Consider the following 20364-nt stretch of genomic DNA (forward strand, 5'->3'; position numbering starts at 1 on the left):
TCACTGCGCGGTCGGCCGCGCGCCGAGCCAGCTGAGGTGGGTGCGCCCGCCAGTCCCCCGGCCACCTCCCATCCGGAACAAGAGACCCCGCGCGAACAGGGCGCCTCACTGCGCGGTCGGCCGCGCGCCGAGCCAGCTGAGGTGGGTGCGCCCGCCAGTCCCCCGGCCACCTCCCATCCGGAACAAGAGACCCCGCGCGAACAGGGCGCCTCACTGCGCGGTCGGCCGCGCGGCGAGCCAGCTGAGGTGGGTGCGCCCGCCAGTCCCCCGGCCACCTCCCATCCGGAACAAGAGGCCCCGCGCGAACAGGGCGCCTCACTGCGCGGTCGGCCGCGCGGCGATCCGAGGCGGAGGGTCTGGCTGCGCCGCGTTCGGATCCCGGCATCCGCCGTGCGGCCGACCGGGTGCTGGGGTCCTGTTCTCGCCCCGGCCGGATGCCCGGCGTGGGGTTCACACGGGCACTCGGCGCGAGCGGGTTCCGCAACGGCCGGGTGCAGGTGCGTTACGCGGGTGGCTCGTCCGGGACCGGGTGTTCCGGGTTGGGGGAGGCGGCGTGGGGGGCGCCTCGGCGGCCCGTGCCTGCCTCGTCCGTGTCGGGGACGTCGGGGCCGGGCTCGTCGGTGTCGGACGGTTCCGTGGGTTCTGCCTCTTCCTTCGGGTCCGGTGACTGCTCCGACTCGCGTTCCGCCTTCTCCTGGGCCGCGCCGGGGGCCACCTCCCAGGGGTCCTCGCCGGCGCCGGCCTGCTGGTCGGGCAGGTCGCGGGGGACGGCCGCACCGTTCTCACCCGGTCCTTCGAGGCGGTGGTCGGTCACGGCTCTCTCCCTTCGTTCGTCGGACGGCCTGCGCGAGTACCTCCGCTCCGACCGGCGAAACCTCAGCGCGGCGCCCGTTCCTTCAGCGCCGTACGCCAGGCGGGCGGCGGGGACTCGGGGTCCGGCTCCGGGCGGCGTCCGCCGCGGGCGAAGAAGTCGGCGAGCGGCAGGATCGCCGCGCCGACCGTGACCGCGTCGGGCCCCAGGCTGCCCAGTTCGATCGTCACCTTCCCGGCCGGATGGCGCAGCGCGTACGACAGGGCGTGCTTCCGCACCGCGGGCAGGAAGCGGGTGCCGAGCTGGAGCCCGGCCCAGCCGCCCACGAGGATGCGCTCGGGCTGGAACAGGTTGATCAGGTCGGACAGCCCCGCGCCCAGGTACTCGGCGGTCTCCTCCAGCACGGCGAGCGCCGTCGCGTCGGCTCCGGTCCCGTCTGCCGGGTAGGCGGCGGCGAGCATCGCGGTGAGCGCCGTCTCCTCGTCGGTTCCCTCCGGTACCCGGCCGCCCTCCTCGCGCCACCGGGCGAGCAGCGACTCGGCACCGGCGTACGCCTCCAGGCAGCCGAGCGCACCGCACCGGCACCGGCGCCCCCTGACCCGTACCGTCAGATGGCCCCACTCCACCGCGCGGCCGACCTCCACCTCGGGCGTGACGAGGCAGGCGCCGACACCGGAGCCGAAGAGGACGACGACCGCGTTGCGGGCGCCGCGTCCGCCGCCGAACCACATCTCGGCCTGGCCGAGGGTCTTGGCGCCGTTGTCGATGAAGTACGGGACGGTCGCGGGCAGCGGGGAGCCGGTGCGCAGCAGCGACTCCAGCGGGATGGCGTCCCAGCCGATGGTCTGCCCGTGCACGACGGCGCCCCGGTCGGCGGTGCGTTCCACGATGCCCGGGACGCCGATGCCGACGCCGAGCAGCCGGTCGGGATGTAGGCCCGCCGCCGCCAGCACCTCGGCGATGCCGGAACGGATGTGGTCGACGATGACCTCGACCGCGTAGCGCTGCTGCTCCAGCGGGCGTTCGGCCCGGGCGAGCTCGGTGAGGGTGAGGTCGAACAGCTCGACGCGGACCCGGGTCTCGCCCACGTCGACGCCGATCATGTGGCCGCTGCCCGGCGCGACCCGCAGCAGGGTGCGGGGACGGCCGCCGTCGGAGTCGACGCTGCCGGCCTCCTCGACCAGGCCGTCGGCCACGAGATCGGCGACGACATTGCTCACCGAGCCGGAGCTCAGTCCGGTCGCCGGGCCCAGTTCGAAGCGGCTGAGGGGGCCGTCGAAGTAGAGCCGCTGCAGGACGGCCGTACGGTTGGCCCGCCTGAGATCGCGCACCGTGCGCCCGTTCCGCCCCGCCATGTGGCTCCCTCCGCCCCCCTGCCCGACCTGCAACATACCGCCGGGGACCGGTCCGGCGCGACTTCCCTCCCCACTTATTTCACGCTGTGAACCAACCAAGGACCGTCGAGACCCTGGGAAATTCATTGGCCCGCCCTCTCCCGGCCTCCTTACCCTGGCCCGGAAACCTAGACCCCCTAGGTTTGCTCGACCGCACCTGGAGACCCCTCATGCGACCGCTCACCGAGCAGGACATCCGCGACTCGTTCATCAACTGCTCGAAGGGCGAGGCCAAGCGGCTGTCCGTGCCGCGTGATCTCGGCGAACGCCCCTGGGACGACCTCGACTTCCTGGGCTGGCGGGATCCCGGCGCGCCCGACCGCAGCTATCTGGTCACCGAGCGCGGGGACCGCATGGTCGGGGTCGCTCTGCGCTTCCAGCCCGCCCAGCGCGGTTTTCTGCACCGCAGCATGTGCTCGCTGTGCCTGACCACGCATCCGCGCGGCGGTGTCTCGCTGATGACCGCCCGCAAGGCGGGCCCGGCCGGCCGCGAGGGCAACTCGGTCGGCGCCTACATGTGCACCGACCTCGCCTGCTCCCTCTACCTGCGCGGCAAGAAGGTCCCGGAGACCGGGGCCCGCTTCGAGGAGAGCCTCACCCTGGAGCAGCAGATCGCCCGCACCCTGGACCATCTGCACGCCTTCCTCGACAAGCTGTAGATCCGCCCCGCTTCCCGGTCGCGGAAGAACGCGGTGCGCCAGTGGGGTTTTCCTCAGGTGCGAACGTGTTCGAGGTGATCAGGGAAGGGGAACCGTCGCTAGATGCGAGTGGTACGTGAGTGGACGGCGCCGGCCAAGGAGTTCCTCAGGCGGCACCGGGACCCGGTGACCGTGCAGGCGGTGCGCTCGGCCGCCGCGGCGACGATCGCCTACGTCATCGCCCTGCGGCTGAGCCCCGAGGAGGCCCCGCTCACCGCGCCACTGACCGCGCTGCTCGTCGTGCAGGTCACCCTGTACTCCACGCTCACCACCGGCGTGCGCCGGGTGAACTCCGTGGTGGCGGGCGTGCTCGTCGCGATTCTCTTCAGTCTCCTGGTGGGTCTGACCTGGTGGAGTCTGTGCCTGCTGATCCTGGCGTCGCTGGTCGTCGGTCATCTGGTGCGCGTGGACGAGTTCGTGCCCGAGGTGGCGATCAGCGCGATGCTGGTGCTCGGGGTGACCACCCACGGGGAGTACGCCTGGGCCCGGGTCGTGGAGACGCTGATCGGCGCGGTCGTGGGGCTCGGTTTCAATCTGCTGCTGGCGCCTCCCGTGTGGGTGGAGGAGGCCGGTGAGTCGATCGAGGGGCTGGCGCGGCGGCTGCGGCAGCTGATGCTGAGCATCGGTGAGCAGGCGACCGGACCCACGCCGCCGCATGAGGCGGCGGACCGGCTGCACGAGGCCCGCCGGCTGGACCACGACATCGTGGAGGTGGACGCGGCGCTGCGGCAGGCCGAGGACAGTCTGCGGCTCAATCCGCGAGTCCGGGAGGGGCTGCTGCACCGGGTGGTGCTGCGGACGGGCCTGGACACGCTGGAGATCTGCACGGTGGTGCTGCGGGTGCTGGCGCGCACGCTGACCGACCTGGCGAAGGAGCGCGAGCCCGAGCGGCTGTTCGAGCCGGAGACCGGTTCGACGTTCGAGGAGCTGCTGTCCCAGATCGCCGACGCCGTGGTGAGTTTCGCCGTGCTGGTGACCACCAGTGTGAGCACGAGCGCGGAGTCGGCCGAGGACCGGCTCGCCTCCCAGCTGCGGCAGGCCGCGGCCACCCGGGACAAGCTGGCGCAGCTGCTGCTCGACGAGGTTCAGCGCGACCCGAGCCAGTGGGAGCTGCACGGCGCGGTGCTGACCGAGGTCAACCGCATCCTCGACGAGATGGACACCGAGCACCGCACCCGCCGCCTGTTCGAGGAACTGGACCGCCACACACGCGAGCAACGAGAACGCCTCCCCCGGCTGACCCGCCTACGCGAACGCGTCCCGGCCCGCCTCCGCCGCGAGCCGGGCGGCGCCACCCACCGCGTCAAGTGACACCCCGGCCCGGGAGGTCCGCTGGACCGGACGTGCTTGCCCTGACGGGAGATCAACGCCAGGGTGGCTGAACACCCGCCGCAGCACAGGGCCGGACCGGGCTGCTGTGGCGGGGCTTCCCGACCGACCGAGCCGGGCAGCAGGGGACACGGCCGGGCTGGTCTGGCCCACTTCCCGGCCGGCCGAGCCTGGCCGCACCGGGCGCGGCAAGGTGGTTGGGCCTGCTTCTCGACCTACCGAGTCGGGTGGTGGGTGGGCATGGGCAAGGCCGGCGATGACCGAGGGTGACTTGATGAGCGAGGGGCAGTGGAGCAGGCGGCGGTTCGTCGGTGCGCTTACGGGGGCCGCTGCGGGCCTGACCGTCGCGGGGTGCGATGGCGACGGGGCGCCCGCGGGGGACTCGGCGTCGTCGAAGGCACCCGCACCCACCAGCGGCTCTCCGAGCCAGAGCACCCCGCCCTCCGGCCCACGTCCGCTCTACCTCGGCACCTACACCTCCACCGACGGCGGCGGCAAGGGCATCGGACTCGCCACGTACGACCCGGCGACAGGCCGCATCACCGGCACCGGGACGATCACCGGCGTGGCGGATCCGTCGTATCTCGCCGTGCATCCGGACGGCGGCACCCTCTACACCGTGAACGAACGTGACCCCGGCACCGTGACCGCCGTACGCCTCTCCGACCGGAAGGTCCTCGGCAGCCGCAGCACCGGCGGCGCGGCCCCCTGCCATCTGTCGGTGCATCCGAGCGGACGCCGGCTGCTCAGCGCCAACTACGGTTCCGGCAGTGTCGCGGTGCACCCGATCGACGCCTCGGGGTCGCTCGGCGAGCGCAGCGCCCTGGTCACGCACTCCGCTCCCCCGCCGGGCCCGGGTCAGCGGGGCCCGCACGCGCACCAGTTCCTCACCAGCCCGGACGGAGGCCATGTCCTCGCCGTCGACCTGGGCACGGACACCGTGTACACCTACCGGCTCGACGAGAGCTCCGGCACCCTCACCGAGGCGGCCCGTGCGAGCACCCGGCCAGGCGCCGGTCCCCGGCATCTGACCTTCCACCCCGGGGGCCGGTACGCCTATCTCGCCCACGAGGTCGACAACACGGTGGCGGTGTGCGCGTACGATCCCGGCTCGGGCCGATTGCGGATCGGCGCGCCTCAGTCCACCGGAACGGGCCCCGGCACGAACTACCCGGCACAGATCGCGGTGACGGCGAACGGCGCCTTCGCCTATCTCGCCAACCGCGGCGACAACAGCCTCACGCGCTATGCGATCGAGGCGGACGGCGCCCGGCTGCGCCTGCTCGACACCGTGCCGGTCGGCGGTGACTTCCCCCGCCAGATCGCCCTCTCCCCCGACGGCACGCTGCTGTTCGCGGCGAACCAGAAGTCCGGCACCGTCACCGTCTTCCACGTGGACGAGGACAGCGGTGAGCTGCGCCCGGCGGGCGAGCCGTACACCTCACCCGTCGCCGTCTGTGCGCTGCCGCTGTAGCGCGCGGGGGCAGGACGCCGCGCTCGCCTGGGAGAGCAGGACGTGCATGCGTTCGGTGAGCTGGGCGACGTCGTCGGCGGGCGCGTGGAACGGCAGCCGTACGTCGCCGTCGGCGCGGACGCGTTCGATACGCAGGGTCAGCCCGTGCCGGTCGACGGCGAGCGGCTGGACACGCACCGCGCCGTGCAGGCTCTCGGTGTCGACGAGGCGGGTCAGGCGTTCGACCGCGTCGCCGTGGCAGTCGGCGAGATGGGTCAGCAGCCGGGCCTCGGCGAGGGCCAGCGGGTCGGGCGCGGCGGTGGCGAACTCGTCCAGGTCGACGACGACCGCGCCGGAGAGCCTGCGCAGGACGACGCGGGTGGGCTGGAAGGCGAGATGGCCGTCCTCGACGGAGAACCAGCCCGCGAGCCACAGCCGGGCACGAATCCTGCCGCGCACGGGGACGGGTGCGACATCGGCGAACTCCAGCACGGCGGACGGCTCGCCGCGCGGCGCGCAGATCGCGGCGGCGAGCAGCACACTGTCCTCGGGCACGTGCAGCAGGACACGTCCGTCGTCGGTCACGGTGTGCGCGCCGACGAGCTCCTCCCGGGTGCCCTCCGCGGTCACCGCGCAGGACCACGCGGCGGCCAGCACCGAGCGCGCCCGTTCCGCCGCGCTGGGAGCGGCCGTCCAGCCGTGCGTGTCGTCACCCATCCCCGAACCTCCTCTTAGGTAAGCCTTGCCTAACCTACCGAAGATCGGGGTGCGCGCCAACCAGGACGCGTGATCTTCAAGAGATCTTTCAGCCCGTGAGCACACCCAGCAGGGCGCGCGCGCACAGCTCGCGCACCTGCTCCCGGCTCAGCTCCGAGCCGCGCAGCCACTCCAGACAGACGGCGGTGGTGAAGGCCAGCCAGCCGCGCACGGCGAGACGGACGTCCGGCCGCTCCTCGAACGCCGTCCCGAACTCGGGATCCGCGGCGAGCGCCGCCAGGATCTGTTCCTCCTGCGCCGCGAGGGCCCGCTGATACACCCGGCGCACCGCCTGGTCCCCCGCAGCGTCGGCGCGATGGAAGGCGCGGTAGCCGTGGGCGTGCGCCTCCACGTACGCGAGATACGCCTCGAGACCCGAGGCGAGCTGCTCGCGCACCGGGACGCCGGGGACTGCGGCCGTCATCCGCAGCATCCGCTCGCTCTCGCGCTCCACGACCGCCGCGAAGAACTCCCGCTTGGTCGGGAAGTAGTGGTACAGCAGCCCCCGCGAGACCCCGGCGATCTCGGCGACCTGCTCGATCCACACGTCGTCGTACGGGCTCTCGGAGAACAGCCGCGCCCCGACGGACAGCAGCTGCTCGCGGCGCTCCTCGGTACTGAGCCGGCGGCGGGTGCGCTCGCCCTGGTTGGGGGCCATTCCCGCACTGTACTTGACGCCGGTTCAGCGGCAGGACCAGACTGGAACGCGTTATTGAACCCACGTACAACACGTGTCGCGCAGGCCGCCGGACCGAAGGGGGTCGCCTCATGCCGGAGACGACGACAGGGGCAGCCGGGCTGCCGAAGGGTTTCCGCAGCGCCGAGCTCGGCTGGCCCGAGCTGCACCGCATCCCGCATCCGCCGTACCGGCTCCCGCTGCTCGGCGACGTGATCGGCGCGAGCAGGCGCACCCCGCTGCAGGACTCGCTGAAGTACGCCGCGCTGGGGCCGGTCTTCCGGCGGAACGCCTTCGGCAAGGAGTTCGTGTTCGTGTGGGGCGCCGATCTGGTGGCCGACCTCGCCGACGAATCGCGCTTCGCCAAGCACGTCGGGCTGGGTGTCGCCAATCTCCGGCCGGTCGCGGGCGACGGCCTGTTCACCGCGTACAACCACGAGCCCAACTGGCAGCTGGCGCACGACGTGCTCGCCCCCGGGTTCAGCCGCGACGCCATGGCGGGCTACCACACGATGATGCTGGCCGTGGCGGAGCGCCTCACGGACCACTGGGACCGGGCCGCGGCGGCCGGACGGACGGTCGACGTGCCCGGCGACATGACCAAGCTGACGCTGGAGACCATCGCACGCACCGGCTTCGGGTACGACTTCGGTTCCTTCGAGCGGTCCCGGCCGCATCCCTTCGTGACGGCGATGGTGGGCACGCTGTCCTACGCGCAGCGGCTGAATTCCGTGCCGGGGCCGCTGGCGCCGCTGCTGCTGTGGCGGGCGAGCCGGCGCAACTCCGCGGACATCGAGCGGCTGAACCACATCGTGGACGAGGTGGTGCGGGCGCGGCGCGCCGACGGCGGCGGGGACGGTGACCTGCTGGACCGGATGCTGGACACCGCGCATCCCGAGACCGGGGAGCGGCTGTCGGCCGAGAACGTCCGCCGCCAGGTGATCACCTTCCTGGTCGCGGGACACGAGACCACCTCGGGCGCCCTGTCCTTCGCCCTGCACTACCTGGCGCGCCACCCCGAGGTCGCGGCCCGGGCGCGGGCCGAGGCGGACCGGGTGTGGGGGGACGCCGAGGCGCCCGGGTACGAGCAGGTGGCCAAGCTGCGGTATGTCCGGCGCGTGCTGGACGAGTCGCTGAGGTTGTGGCCGACGGCACCGGCGTTCGCCCGGGAGGCCCGGGAGGACACGCTGCTGGGAGGTGACCATCCGATGCGGCGGGGTGCGTGGGCGCTGGTGCTGACGCCGCTGCTGCACCGGGATCCCGAGGTGTGGGGGGCGGATACGGAACGCTTTGATCCGGACCGGTTCGAGGCGCGGGCGGTGCGGGCTCGTCCGCCGCATGTGTTCAAGCCGTTCGGGACGGGGGCGCGGGCCTGTATCGGGCGGCAGTTCGCTCTGCATGAGGCGACGCTGGTGCTGGGGTTGCTGCTGCGGCGGTACGAATTGCGGGCGGATCCGGGGTATCGGCTGCGGGTGACGGAGCGGCTGACGTTGATGCCGGAGGGGCTGCGGCTGGGGGTGGAGCGGCGGACGCTGCGGGGTGCGCGGGAAGCGGACCCGGTAGGGGCTTCCTGATGTCTCGCGGCTTCGGGTGGTGTGGGGCTGGGCGCGCCCGCGCGGCGGAGCCGCACATCGATACAGACCCGCGCCCCTTGGGTGTGTCTCACGCGTCCCAGTGAACAGGGCGCGTCAGTGAATTCGGCACTTTCGTACCCGCGTTGCCCTTCGCCGCGTTCAGCTGCGGCTGGGTGAGGAAGAGCGCGTCGGTCAGGTCGGCGTCGGCCAGGTCGGTGTCGCGGAGGTCGGCGCCGATCAGGTCGGTGTTGCGCAGGTCCGCGCCCGTGAGGTCGGCGGCGATCAAATAGGCGCCGCGCAGGCTGATTCCGCGCAGGTCGGCGCCCTTGAGGCGGGCGCCCACCAGGTCGGCGCCGCGGCGGTCCTTCCGGCGACCCCGGAAACCCGCTCGCGCCAGATCGCTTGCTTTCAGCAGCAGCGCGTTGACCTCCTGGCGGTGTGCGCCCACGTCCAGCGTCCGCAGTTCAGCCGGGGTCTGCAGGGTGAGCCGCTCCGTCTTCTCCAGGGCTTCGCGCAGGTCCTGGTGGATCGGGCGGGCGGCGGGGAGCTGTGCGGCCTCGGTCAGGTACCAGAGCAACTCGTGCAGCTGGCGTACCACCGGGAACACCTCGAACATGCGCCGCGCGTGCTCCGGCGGGCCGGTGCGCCAGTCCCGGCCGCCGAACGTGATCTGTGAGACCTTCTGGCCCGCGCCGAAGCAGTCGTAGACCGTGCAGCCGGTGAAGCCCTGCTGCCGCAGCCGGGCGTGGATGCCGCAGCGGTGGTCCTCGCGCAGGTTGGCGCAGGGCTTCCCGGCCGGCTTGTCCACAGCGAAGTCGGCCGACCTGGCGAACGGCAGGGCGACGCAGCACAGTCCGAAGCACTGCTCGCAGTCGCCGCGCAGTTCCGCCTGGTCGGCCGGGGTGTCTCGCATGCTGTTCAGCATACGGAACAGCTGGTCGGCACGGTGGGCCGGGCTGCGCTCATCCGTCCAGGCCGGACACGTCCAGCCGGTCGAGCCGCTCGGGGTCGGCCAGGATGTACATGCCGGTGATCCGGCCGTCGGTGATGGTGACGGACATGACCGAGTGCGGACGGCCGTCGACCACGCTGACCAGCCCGAGGGAGTCGTTGACCCACGCCACCGTCGCCGCGGCGGTGTAGCGGGCGAACATCATCGCCGACTCGGCGACGGTCTTCGCGCCCTGGAGCCTCTTCGACGCGCTGGCCCCGCGGACCAGCGCACCGGCGTCGGCCCTCAGCACCACGTCCGGGTGGAGCACCGCGACCAGCGCCTCGAAGTCACCGCCGCGCGCGGCCGCCATGAAGGCGTCGAGGACCTGCTTCTGGCGGCCGGCGTCGGGCTCGGAGGAGGGCGTGGCGTCCTTCACCCGGCGGCGGGCACGGCTGGCCAGCTGCCGGGTGGCGGCAGCGCTGCGCTCCACCACCGGCGCAATGTCGTCGAAGGGCACCGCGAACATGTCGTGCAGCACGAACGCGAGCCGCTCGTCCGGCTCCAGCGTCTCCAGGACCACCAGGAGGGCCACGCCCACCGAGTCGGTGTGCAGCGCCTGCTGTTCCGGGTCGATGTGGGTGAGGGGTCTGATCACCGGGTCGGGGACGAAGGTCTCGTCCATCGGCTGCTCACGGCGCGCGGTGCGTGAGCGCAGCATGTCGAGGCAGACGCGGCCGGTGACGGTGGTGAGCCAGCCGCCGAGGTTGTCGATGTCGTCGGCGTCGGTGCGGCCCAGCTTCAGCCACGCCTCCTGGACGGCGTCCTCCGCCTCGGCCGACGAGCCGAGCATGCGGTAGGCCACCGACTTGAGCCGGGGCCGGTGCTCCTCGAAGCGCTGGGCGAGGAGGTTCTCGTCGCTCATGCCCCCATCCTCGGGAACAGCTCGAAGGTGACCGCGGGACGGCCGCCGAAGCGTTTGCCCGCCTCCTGCGCGAAGCCGGTCAGGAAGCCCCGCACGTACTCCTCGGGGTCCTGGTCGGTCAACGCCTCGATGTAGGCCCGGTGTTCGAGCAGGGACGCCACCGCGCGCTCCATGCCGTCCGTGGCGTCCACGGCGTGGGTCGGGGTGCTCGATCCCGCGACGGCCACCCAGCGGACCCCGTCCCAGGGTTCGAGGCCCCGCTCGGTCAGCTCCGGGAAGATCCAGCGGTTGCCGGCGTCACCGGCGGCGTCGAGCGTGGCCCGGCCGACGGCCACGTGGTCCGGAGTGTTCCAGTAGGTGCCGCCCCAGGTGTCCCGGTGATTGAGGGTGATGACCAGTTCAGGACGGTGCCGGCGGATGGCGGCGGCGATGTCCCGGCGAAGGGCCGGGCCGTACTCGATGACACCGTCCTTGTGGTCCAGGAACTCCAAGGCCGACACGCCGACGACCGCCGCGCTCGCCCGTTGCTCCCGCTCCCGGAGCGCGGCGCATTCCGCGGGGGCGAGGGTGTCGATACCGGCCTCGCCGCGGGTGGCCAGGACGTAGGTGATCTCGCGGCCGGCGTCGGTCCAGGTCGCGATCGCGGCGGAGCAGCCGTATTCGAGGTCGTCGGGGTGGGCCACCACCGCGAGGGCGCGGTGCCAATCGGTGGGCATGGGGGTGAGTTGACTGGTCGTCGGCTCGGTCATGTGAGCAGACTATGTGTTTCCGCCGTGGGTGCCGCGAACCCTCCGCCTCACTCTTCGCCCCGCGCCAGCGCCAGCAAGCGGTCCAGGACCCGGGGGCCGCCCGCCCTCACCCCGTCGTGTTCGTACTCGTTCGTCACCCAGGTGCGCAGGCCCCGGATCGTGCCGGCCGTGTGCAGGGAATGGGTCGTGTCGACGTACATGTCGTCGTGGTAGACGGCCGCCGCGACCGGGACCTCGTTGGTGGTGAGGCGGGCGGGGTCGTAGAGGGGGGTCCAGTCGGTGCGGGCGGCGAGGAGGTCGGCCGTTTCGCGCAGGGGGCGCAGGGCCGGGTCGCAGTCGAAGGTCCAGGGGTGGATGGTCTCGCCGGTGAACAGCAGGGGTTCGTCACCGGCGAGCGCCTTGGCCGCGTCGAACCGGGGGAACTCCGCGCGTACCCGTTCGGCCGCCCAGGCGGTGGGGCGGGCGTCCTGGGCGTAGCAGGCCTCGTGGACGAGGGCGTACAGCGGGTGGCCGGCGAAGGAGAGGAGGCTCTGGACCTGCTCCTGGAAGGCGTCCGAGAGGGCGGGGCCGGACGGGGTGCGGACGAAGGCGTCCTCCAGAAGGTAATGGAGGCGGTGGCTGCCGTCGCCGCTGCCGAGGACGATGCCGAGGGACTGGAACGCCTCCACCGTGAGGCGGTAGCCGTTGGGGAGGGTCACCTCGTGGGTGAGGAGGTGGTCGGCGATGCGGCGGGCCCGCTCGATGTCCTGCGGGTAGCGGTCGTAGTGGGCGGTGACCTTGCGCTCGATGCGCGGGTAGGCGGCCCGGTAGACGTCGTCGGCGTGGGCGTCGAGCGAGGGCAGGCCGCCGGTGATGAGCGCGGTGCGCAGGCCCTCGGGGGCGATCGACAGATAGGTGACGGTGCAGAAGCCGCCGAAGCTCTGCCCGAGGACGGTCCAGGGGGCGCCGCCGGTGACCTCGGGGCGGATCGCCTCGCAGTCGCGGACGATGGAGTCGGCGCGGAAGCGGGTGAGGTAGTCGGCCTGTTCGGCGGGGCCGCCGCGCAGCGGGAGGGTCTGCCGGTTGGCCGGGGTGGAGTGGCCGGTGCCGCGCTGGTCGAGGAGCAGCACGCGGTGGTCCTTCAGGGCCCGGCCGAGCCAGGCCTGCTTTCCGATGAAACGGTTCGCCCCGAATCCGGGCCCGCCCTGGAGGTACAGCAGCCACGGCAGGTCCTGGCCCGCCTTGTCGGCGGCGACGACCTCGCGCGCGTACAGCTCGATGGTCTCCCCCGAGGGGTCGTCGTGGTCGAGCGGAACGGTGAAGCGGCGGTCGGTGAGGACGACTCCGGGCTGGCGGTAGCTGAGGGTCAACGGGGCTCCCGGGACGGACGGACGGTCGGACCGCGACCCAGTTCAGCACATGTTTCTGCGGTCAACGAGCCCGGATCGCGGAATTCCTGCTGAACGGCCGGTCAGCGGGCGGAGAGACTGGAGCGGCGCACCACCAGCTCGGGGCTCAGCACGACCCGGCGGTGCTCGTGCGTCCGCGCCGCGGTATCGGCCTCCGTCTCCTCCAGCAGCAGCTCCGCGGCGAGCGCGCCCATGGTGACGGCGGGCTGCCGCACCGAGGTGAGCGGAACGGCCGCGGCGGCGGCGAACTCGATGTCGTCGTAGCCGACGATCGCCAGGTCGTCGGGGACGCCGACCCCGGCCGCGTACATGGCCTGGAGCACGCCGAGGGCGAGCAGGTCGTTGGCGCAGAACACGGCGGTGGGCCGGTCGGCCAGGCCGAGCAGGCGGGCGCCCGCGTCCCGGCCGGCGGCGACGTCGAGCCGCTCGGTGGGCAGCTCCCGCAGGCTGTCGGGGCCGAGGCCGGCCTCGGCGAGCGCGTTGAGGGCGCCGGTGCGGCGGTCGCGGACCTGGTTGAGTCCGGGCGGTCCGCTGACGTACGCGATGGAGCGGTGTCCGGCGTCCACCAGGTGGCGTACGGCGAGGGCGCCGCCGGCCACGTCGTCGACGGAGACGGAGCACTCGGTGGCGCCCTCGGCGACGCGGTCGACCAGGACGAAGGGGATGCCGTGCCGGCGGAACGCCTCGATGTTGCGGCCGGTGGCGTCGGCCGGGGTGAGCAGCACGCCCCGCACCCGCTGCTCGGCGAACAGGGAGAGGTACTCGGCCTCCTCGCCCGGGTTCTGGGCGCTGTTGCAGACCATCACGCCGAGCCCGGCCTGCCGGGCGGCGCGCTCGGCACCGCGCGCCACGTCGACGAAGAAGGGGTTGCCCATGTCGAGGACGAGCAGGCCCATGATCCGGCTGCGGCCGGCGCGCAGCTGGCGGGCCGACTCGCTGCGGACGTAGCCGAGCCGGTCGATGGCGGACAGCACGCGCGCCCGGGTCTCGGCGGCGACCGTGTCCGGGCGGTTGATCACGTTCGACACCGTGCCGACGGAGACTCCGGCGACGCGGGCGACGTCCTTGATACCCACCGACTGGGCCATCGGGCAGGGACCTCCAAGGAGACGGGGCGGCCGGGGTCTCTTCACATTACCGGCACGGCCGCCCGGCGGGCGGTGCCGGACGGGACGGCTTCCGCGTCAGGCGAGGTGGAAGACCTCGGTCAGCGGCTTCATCGCCTCGTCCGGGCGGGCTCCGTCGAGGGCCTCGAAGAAGGGAGCCATCTCGGCCTGCCAGCGGGCGTTGACCTCGGTGGCCTCCATGCCGGCCTGGGCGGCCTCGAAGTCCTCGGTCTCCAGGTAGCCGACGAGGAGGCCGTCGTCGCGCAGGAACAGGGAGTAGTTGTGCCAGCCGGTGGCCGAGAGCGCCTCGCGCATCTCCGGCCACACGGCGGCATGGCGCTCGCGGTACTCGGCGATCCGGTCCTGGCGGACCTTGAGCAGGAAACAGACACGCTGCATGAAGTACCGCTCCTTCTGCGGAAGCTGTGGGCGCTGGAATCAGAAGGTGAACTGGTCGATGTTCTCGGCGTTGAAGACGGTGGGCTTGCCGAGGTTGATCACGCCGTCCTTGCCGATGGTGTACTCGCCCATGGCACCGGCCGTGAAGGTCTCGCCCTCCTTGCCGGTGATCTGCCCGGAGGCCAGGGCGACGGCGGTACGCGCGGCCAGCTCGCCGAGCTTGGCCGGGTCCCACAGCTCGAACGCCTCGACGGTGCCGTTCTTGACGTACTTGCGCATGTCGTTGGGGGTGCCGAGGCCGGTCAGCTTGACCTTGCCCTTGTACTTGGAGCCGGACAGGTACTGGGCGGCGGCCTTGATGCCCACGGTGGTCGGGGAGATGATCCCCTTCAGGTTGGGGTGTTCCTGGAGCAGGCCCTGGGTCTGCTGGAAGGACTGCTGGGCGTCGTCGTTGCCGTAGGCGACCTTGACCAGCTTCATGTCCTTGTACTTGGGATCCTTGAGCTCGTCCTTCATGAACTCGATCCAGGTGTTCTGGTTGGTCGCGGTCTGCGCGGCGGACAGGATCGCGATCTCGCCCTTGTACCCGATCTGCTCGGCGAGCAGCTGCACCTCGGTCCGCCCGAGATCCTCGGCGCTGGCCTGCGAGACGAAGGCGTTGCGGCAGCCGGGGGTGGTGTCGGAGTCGTAGGTGACGACCTTGATGCCGTTCTTCATGGCCTGCTTGAGCGCGGTGCACAGCGCACCGGGGTCCTGCGCGGAGACGGCCATGGCGTCGACCTGCTGCTGGGTCAGCGTGTTGACGTAACTGACCTGCCCGGCGGTGTCGGTGGCACTGGAGGGCCCGACCTCCTTGTACGTGGATCCCAGCTCCTTGAGCGCCTTCTCCCCGCCCTTGTCGGCGGTGGTGAAGTAGGGGTTGTTCACCTGCTTGGGCAGGAACCCGACGGTGAGCCCCTTCTTCAGCTCGGCATTCGGATCGGCCTTGCCGGCGGTAGCAGCACCCCCGCCTTCGTTCTTGACGTCCTCCTTGGTGGTACCGCCACAGGCGGCAAGGGCGAGGGCGAGAGAGGTGACGGCTGCGACAGAGGCGAGTGAACGTCGGATGTGCATGATCGGGTCCTTTGAACGAGGGTGAGGGAGACGCGCCCCACAGGGGCGCGGGGAACTGCGCGACCAGCCACAGACAACCTGCTAGCCGGACGATTGAGCACGCACAACGGCGATCTGCCGAGCCACCCGCGGCCCGAGCACAGACAGAACGAGCAACACACCAGTCACGACAATCTGCGACTGCGCCGAAACATCCTGCAGACTCATCACGTTCTGCAGCGCACCCAGCAGAAAGACTCCGGCAATCGCACCACCCAACGTGCCCTTGCCCCCGTCGAAGTCGATCCCGCCGAGCAACACCGCAGCCACAACCGACAGTTCAAGCCCCGTAGCGTTGTCATACCGCGCGCTCGCGTAATGCAGCGCCCAGAACACCCCCGTCAGCGACGCCATCACCCCCGTCAGCACAAACAGGATCAGCTTCTGCCGCTTGACCCGGATCCCGGCGAACCGCGCCGCCTCCTCGCTCGCCCCGATCGCGAACAACGACCGCCCGAACGGCGTGGCATGCAGCGCCACCACGGCGATCGCGAGCAGCACCACGAACGGCAGGAACGCATACGGAATGAACGTGTCCCCGATCCGTCCGGCCGCGAAGTCCAGGTACTGCGCCGGGAAATCGGTCACCGCGTCGGACCCCAGCACGATCTGCGCGATCCCCCGGTACGCAGCCAGCGTCCCGATGGTCACCGCCAGCGAGGGAAGCCCGAGCCGCGTCACCAGCAGTCCGTTGATCAGCCCGCACACCACACCCAGCAGCAGGCAGATCGGAATGATCGTCTCGATGGCCAGGCCCTGATTCCACAGCGCCCCCATCACCGCGCCGGACAACCCGGCGGTCGAGGCCACCGACAGATCGATCTCCCCGGACACGACCAGCAACGTCATCGGCAGGGCGATCAGCGCGATCGGAAGGGTGTTGCCGATCAGGAAGGACACGTTGAGCGCGTTCCCGAAGCCGTCCACGAAGCCGAAGGACAGCAGGAGCACGACGATGAGCAGCGCGCCGACCACCGTGTCCCAACGGACCGCGCGCATCAGGGAGTCAGGCATGACGGGCGTTCCTCTTCTTCAGGGCGGAGCCCACTCGCAGCGCGACGATCCGGTCGACGGCGATGGCGAGGATGAGCAGGATGCCGTTGATGGCGAGCACCCAGACGGAGCTGACGCCGAGGGCGGGCAGCACGCTGTTGATGGAGGTCAGCAGCAGCGCGCCGAGAGCCGCCCCGTACACACTGCCCGAGCCGCCGGTGAAGACGACGCCACCGACCACGACCGCGCTGACGACGGTGAGTTCGTAGCCGTTGCCGGTGCCGGAGTCGACGTTGCCGAACCGGGCCAGGTACTGGGCGCCCGCGAGACCGGCCAGGGCGCCGCAGAACGTGTACGCGGCGAGGATCCGCTTGCGTACGGGGATGCCGGCGAGCCGCGCGGCCTCGGGGTTGGAGCCGAGCGCGTACAGCTCGCGCCCGCTGCCGGAGTGCTTGAGGTAGTACGCCGTGGCCACGAGGACGGCCAGCGCGATCAGCGCCAGATAGGGCACCGCCGAGATGCCGCCCGAGCCGAAGTCGACGAATCCGCCGGGGAGATCGGCCGCGGTGATCTGCCGGGAGCCGACCCAGATGGAGTCGATGCCGCGGATGATGTAGAGCGTGCCGAGGGTGACGACGAGGGCGGGCACCTGGCCGAGGCTGACGAGCAGCCCGTTGAGCAGCCCGAAGCCGATGCCGAGCAGCACGGCCAGCGCGACACCGACGACGGGGTTCCCGCCGCCCTGGAGATACGTACCGGCGGCGAACGCGCTGATGCCGAGCGTGGAGCCGACGGACAGGTCGACGTTCCTGGTGATCACCACCAGGGACTGGCCGGTGGCGACCAGCACCAGGATCGTCGCGTTCAGCAGCAGGTCCTTGATGCCCTGTTCGGAGAGGAACTCGCTGTTGCCGGCCTGGGTGACGGCGATCATCGCCAGGAACACGACGAGGATGGCGAGTTCGCGCATCTTGAACACGCGGTCGACCAGCCGGGTGGCGCCCGCCTGGGGCACCTCGGCGGCGGGGGCTTCCTTGGGGGTGGTCACGGTCATGCGGCGACCCTCCCCGTGGCTGCGGCCATCACGGTTTCCTCGGTGGCTTCGGAGCGGGGGATCTCGGCGGTGAGCCGGCCCTCGTGCATCACCAGCACGCGGTCGGCCATGCCGAGGATCTCGGGCAGGTCGGACGAGATCATCAGGACGGCCACGCCGTCGGCGGCCAGCTGGGACAGCAGCCGGTGCACCTCGGCCTTGGTGCCGACGTCGATGCCGCGCGTGGGCTCGTCGACGATCAGCACCTTGGGGCCCGTGGCGAGCCACTTGGCGAGGACGACCTTCTGCTGGTTGCCGCCGGACAGGGTGGAGACGGTGTCGGCGATCCGCGCGTACTTGACCTGGAGCCTGACCGCCCAGTCGAGGGAGCGGCTGCGTTCGGCGCCGCGGTCCATCAGGCCGGCCCTCACGGTCGTCCGCAGACCGGTGAGGCCGATGTTGCGCTCGATGGACATGTTCATCACGAGGCCCTGGGCGCGCCGGTCCTCGGGGACGAGGGCGAGTCCGGCGGCCATCGCGGTGGACGGGGCGCCGTTGACGAGCGGTTTGCCGTCGACCTCGACCTCCCCTGCGTCCCAGCGGTCGATGCCGAACACGGCCCGGGCGACCTCGGTGCGTCCGGCGCCGACGAGTCCGGCGAGGCCGACGATCTCACCGCGCCGCACGTCGAAGGAGACGTCGGTGAAGACGCCCTCGCGGGTCAGCCGGCGCACGCTGAGGGCGATCTCGCCGGGCTGGACGTCCTGCTTGGGGTAGAGCTCCTCGAGGTCGCGGCCGACCATGCGGCGCACCAGGTCGTCCTCGGTCATGCCGTCGAGGGGTTCGCTGCCGACCCGGGCGCCGTCGCGCAGGGTGGTGACCCGTCGGCAGATCTCGAAGATCTCCTCCAGGCGGTGGGAGATGAACAGCACGGCGGCGCCCTGCTCGCGCAGGGCGCGCACGACGCCGAAGAGGCGGGCGACCTCGCTGCCGGTGAGGGCGGCGGTCGGCTCGTCCATGATCAGGACGCGGGCGTCGAAGGAGAGCGCCTTGGCGATCTCGACGATCTGCTGGTCGGCGATGGACAGTCCGCGCGCCGGGCGGTCGGGGTCGAGTTCGACGCCGAGCCGCTTCATCAGCGCCGCCGTGGCGGCGTGGGTGGCCTTGTGGTCGATGCGGCCGAGGGCGCGCCGGGGCTGGCGGCCCATGTAGATGTTCTCGGCGATCGACAGGTCGGGGAAGAGCGTGGGCTCCTGGTAGATCACGGCGATTCCGGCGTCGCGGGCGTCGCCGGGGCCGTGGAAGACGACGGGCCTGCCGTCGAGCAGCACCTGGCCGGCGTCGGGCCGGTGCACTCCGGCGAGCGTCTTGATCAGGGTGGACTTGCCGGCTCCGTTCTCGCCGGCGAGGGCGTGCACCTCCCCGGGGAACAGCTCCAGGGAGACGTCCCGCAGTGCGCGGACCGCGCCGAAGGACTTGGAGACGTCCCTCAGCGCGAGGACCGGGGCCGGACCCGTGTCGGACGGGTGGGTCATGAGGGCTCCTCGACGACGCGGGCGGGAGGCCCTCCCGGCGTCGTGAAAGGTTTCAACTGGATTGCCGGGACGTTAGGCAGGTCACGCAGCACCCGTCAATGGGTTCCGGTCGAAAAACTTTCGAGAGCTTTAGATCACGCACTGGTCACGGCGGGCAGGCCGGGCCGGAGGGGTTGACACCCCTGCGTACTCGCCATAGCTTCCCTGTCTGAATCGTTTCACTCAGTGGTCGTTACGACCCGATGTCACAGGAGCCCTGACGTGACCGAGCTCGCCGCGGCGAAGGCCGCTCTCAAGACACAGGCCGTCGAGACGCCGTCGTGGGCGTACGGGAACTCCGGGACCCGCTTCAAGGTGTTCGCGCAGGCGGGGGTGCCGCGCACGCCGTTCGAGAAGCTGGACGACGCGGCGAAGGTGCACGAGTTCACGGGGGTCGCGCCGACGGTGGCGCTGCACATTCCCTGGGACCGGGTCGACGACTACGCCGCGCTGGCGAAGTACGCCGAGGAGCGGGGTGTGCGGGTGGGGGCGATCAACTCGAACACCTTCCAGGACGACGACTACAAGCTGGGCAGCATCTGTCATCCGGACGCGGCGGTGCGGCGGAAGGCGGTGGATCATCTGCTGGAGTGCGTCGACATCATGGACGCGACCGGGTCGAGGGATCTGAAGCTGTGGTTCGCCGACGGGACGAACTATCCCGGGCAGGACGATGTGCGCGCGCGGCAGGACCGGCTGGCCGAGGGGCTGGCGGAGGTGTATGCGCGGCTCGGTGAGGGGCAGCGGATGCTGCTGGAGTACAAGTTCTTCGAGCCGGCGTTCTACACGACGGATGTGCCGGACTGGGGGACGGCGTATGCGCATTGTCTGAAGCTGGGGCCGAAGGCGCAGGTTGTTGTCGACACAGGGCATCATGCGCCGGGGACGAACATCGAGTTCATCGTGGCGACGCTGCTGCGGGAAGGGAAGCTCGGGGGGTTCGACTTCAATTCCCGGTTCTACGCCGATGACGATCTGATGGTGGGGGCGGCGGATCCGTTCCAGTTGTTCCGGATCATGTATGAGGTGATTCGGGGTGGGGGATTCACGCCGGACGTCGCATTCATGCTGGATCAGTGCCACAACATCGAGGCGAAGATTCCGGCGATCATCCGGTCGGTGATGAATGTTCAGGAGGCGACCGCCAAGGCGTTGTTGGTGGACCGGGGGGCGTTGGCTGCGGCGCAGGCTGCGGGGGATGTGCTGGGGGCCAATGCCGTGCTGATGGATGCATACAACACCGATGTGCGGCCGTTGCTTCGTGAGGTGCGGGAGGAGATGGGGCTGGACCCCGAGCCCATGCAGGCGTACGAGGCGTGCGGGTGGGCCGAGAAGATCGTTGCTGAGCGGGTTGGTGGGGAGCAGGCGGGTTGGGGGGCGTGATGCCTCTGCCGGGTTCTGTTCGTTGCGGGCTGCGGGTTGT

The 20364-nt window shown here is 71.3% G+C and carries 19 protein-coding genes; 5 read left to right on the forward strand and 14 right to left on the reverse strand.

Annotated elements, in window-relative coordinates; all coding sequences use genetic code 11:
* Positions 1–502: 502 nt before the first annotated feature.
* Together N4P33_RS05905 and N4P33_RS05910 are read right to left on the reverse strand one after the other, a co-directional pair.
* The gene (locus N4P33_RS05905; RefSeq protein WP_260825203.1) at positions 503–814 is read right to left on the reverse strand and encodes a hypothetical protein; all 312 of its coding nucleotides are present in this window, start codon (positions 812–814) and stop codon (positions 503–505) included.
* A 62-nt stretch (positions 815–876) separates the two neighbouring features.
* The gene (locus tag N4P33_RS05910; RefSeq protein WP_260825204.1) at positions 877–2166 is read right to left on the reverse strand and encodes an ROK family transcriptional regulator; all 1290 of its coding nucleotides are present in this window, start codon (positions 2164–2166) and stop codon (positions 877–879) included.
* Positions 2167–2375: 209 nt separating this feature from the next.
* Between N4P33_RS05910 and N4P33_RS05915 the strand changes: the two genes are divergently transcribed.
* The 3 genes from N4P33_RS05915 to N4P33_RS05925 all read left to right on the forward strand — a co-directional run bounded on the left by N4P33_RS05915 (position 2376) and on the right by N4P33_RS05925 (position 5706).
* Entirely contained in the window at positions 2376–2864 is a 489-nt protein-coding gene (locus N4P33_RS05915) for an FBP domain-containing protein (RefSeq protein ID WP_260825206.1), read from the forward strand.
* Between the two features lie 102 nt (positions 2865–2966).
* Positions 2967–4214: an aromatic acid exporter family protein gene (locus N4P33_RS05920; protein WP_260825207.1), complete on the forward strand. Its 1248-nt coding sequence runs from the start codon at positions 2967–2969 to the stop codon at positions 4212–4214.
* 292 nt (positions 4215–4506) lie between these two features.
* A complete protein-coding gene (locus N4P33_RS05925) occupies positions 4507–5706 on the forward strand; it encodes a lactonase family protein (RefSeq protein ID WP_260825208.1) in 1200 nt (399 codons plus the stop codon).
* Here the strand turns inward: N4P33_RS05925 and N4P33_RS05930 are convergent.
* Both N4P33_RS05930 and N4P33_RS05935 read right to left on the reverse strand, forming a co-directional pair.
* Entirely contained in the window at positions 5674–6402 is a 729-nt protein-coding gene (locus N4P33_RS05930) for a DUF2470 domain-containing protein (RefSeq protein WP_260825209.1), read from the reverse strand. The genes N4P33_RS05925 and N4P33_RS05930 overlap by 33 nt on opposite strands.
* Positions 6403–6490: 88 nt before the next feature.
* On the reverse strand, positions 6491–7099 hold the full coding sequence (locus N4P33_RS05935) for a TetR/AcrR family transcriptional regulator (protein ID WP_260825210.1): 609 nt from the start codon (positions 7097–7099) through the stop codon (positions 6491–6493).
* Between the two features lie 110 nt (positions 7100–7209).
* On the opposite strand from N4P33_RS05935, the gene N4P33_RS05940 reads away from it, so the two are divergent.
* On the forward strand, positions 7210–8691 hold the full coding sequence (locus tag N4P33_RS05940) for a cytochrome P450 (RefSeq protein ID WP_260825212.1): 1482 nt from the start codon (positions 7210–7212) through the stop codon (positions 8689–8691).
* An 88-nt stretch (positions 8692–8779) separates the two neighbouring features.
* Here N4P33_RS05940 and N4P33_RS05945 read toward each other — a convergent pair whose 3' ends face one another.
* From N4P33_RS05945 to N4P33_RS05990, 10 genes are all read right to left on the reverse strand, one after another.
* Positions 8780–9604 (reverse strand): pentapeptide repeat-containing protein, encoded by an 825-nt coding sequence (locus N4P33_RS05945; RefSeq protein ID WP_260825213.1) that lies wholly within the window; start codon positions 9602–9604, stop codon positions 8780–8782.
* Between the two features lie 49 nt (positions 9605–9653).
* Complete coding sequence (gene sigJ / locus N4P33_RS05950) at positions 9654–10547, reverse strand: RNA polymerase sigma factor SigJ (RefSeq protein WP_260825215.1); 894 nt, start codon at positions 10545–10547, stop codon at positions 9654–9656.
* Positions 10544–11296 (reverse strand): PIG-L deacetylase family protein, encoded by a 753-nt coding sequence (locus N4P33_RS05955; RefSeq protein WP_260825216.1) that lies wholly within the window; start codon positions 11294–11296, stop codon positions 10544–10546. The genes sigJ and N4P33_RS05955 overlap by 4 nt, the downstream gene beginning before the upstream one ends.
* Positions 11297–11343: 47 nt before the next feature.
* On the reverse strand, positions 11344–12645 hold the full coding sequence (locus tag N4P33_RS05960; RefSeq protein WP_260825217.1) for an alpha/beta hydrolase: 1302 nt from the start codon (positions 12643–12645) through the stop codon (positions 11344–11346).
* Between the two features lie 101 nt (positions 12646–12746).
* Positions 12747–13772, reverse strand: a complete 1026-nt coding sequence (locus tag N4P33_RS05965) for a LacI family DNA-binding transcriptional regulator (RefSeq protein ID WP_260825218.1) — start codon at positions 13770–13772, stop codon at positions 12747–12749.
* A 96-nt stretch (positions 13773–13868) separates the two neighbouring features.
* Entirely contained in the window at positions 13869–14189 is a 321-nt protein-coding gene (locus N4P33_RS05970) for an L-rhamnose mutarotase (protein WP_260825219.1), read from the reverse strand.
* Positions 14190–14228: 39 nt separating this feature from the next.
* Complete coding sequence (gene rhaS / locus N4P33_RS05975) at positions 14229–15302, reverse strand: rhamnose ABC transporter substrate-binding protein (RefSeq protein WP_260825220.1); 1074 nt, start codon at positions 15300–15302, stop codon at positions 14229–14231.
* An 81-nt stretch (positions 15303–15383) separates the two neighbouring features.
* Positions 15384–16355 (reverse strand): ABC transporter permease, encoded by a 972-nt coding sequence (locus N4P33_RS05980; RefSeq protein WP_260825221.1) that lies wholly within the window; start codon positions 16353–16355, stop codon positions 15384–15386.
* Entirely contained in the window at positions 16348–17388 is a 1041-nt protein-coding gene (locus N4P33_RS05985) for an ABC transporter permease (protein ID WP_260825222.1), read from the reverse strand. The genes N4P33_RS05980 and N4P33_RS05985 overlap by 8 nt, the downstream gene beginning before the upstream one ends.
* Entirely contained in the window at positions 17385–18902 is a 1518-nt protein-coding gene (locus N4P33_RS05990; RefSeq protein WP_260825223.1) for a sugar ABC transporter ATP-binding protein, read from the reverse strand. The genes N4P33_RS05985 and N4P33_RS05990 overlap by 4 nt, the downstream gene beginning before the upstream one ends.
* 261 nt (positions 18903–19163) lie before the next feature.
* On the opposite strand from N4P33_RS05990, the gene rhaI reads away from it, so the two are divergent.
* Positions 19164–20324 (forward strand): L-rhamnose isomerase, encoded by a 1161-nt coding sequence (rhaI, locus tag N4P33_RS05995; RefSeq protein WP_260825225.1) that lies wholly within the window; start codon positions 19164–19166, stop codon positions 20322–20324.
* Positions 20325–20364 lie beyond the last annotated feature (40 nt).

It is taken from the genome of Streptomyces sp. 15-116A (assembly GCF_025290915.1).
In the GTDB taxonomy this organism is placed as follows: domain Bacteria; phylum Actinomycetota; class Actinomycetes; order Streptomycetales; family Streptomycetaceae; genus Streptomyces.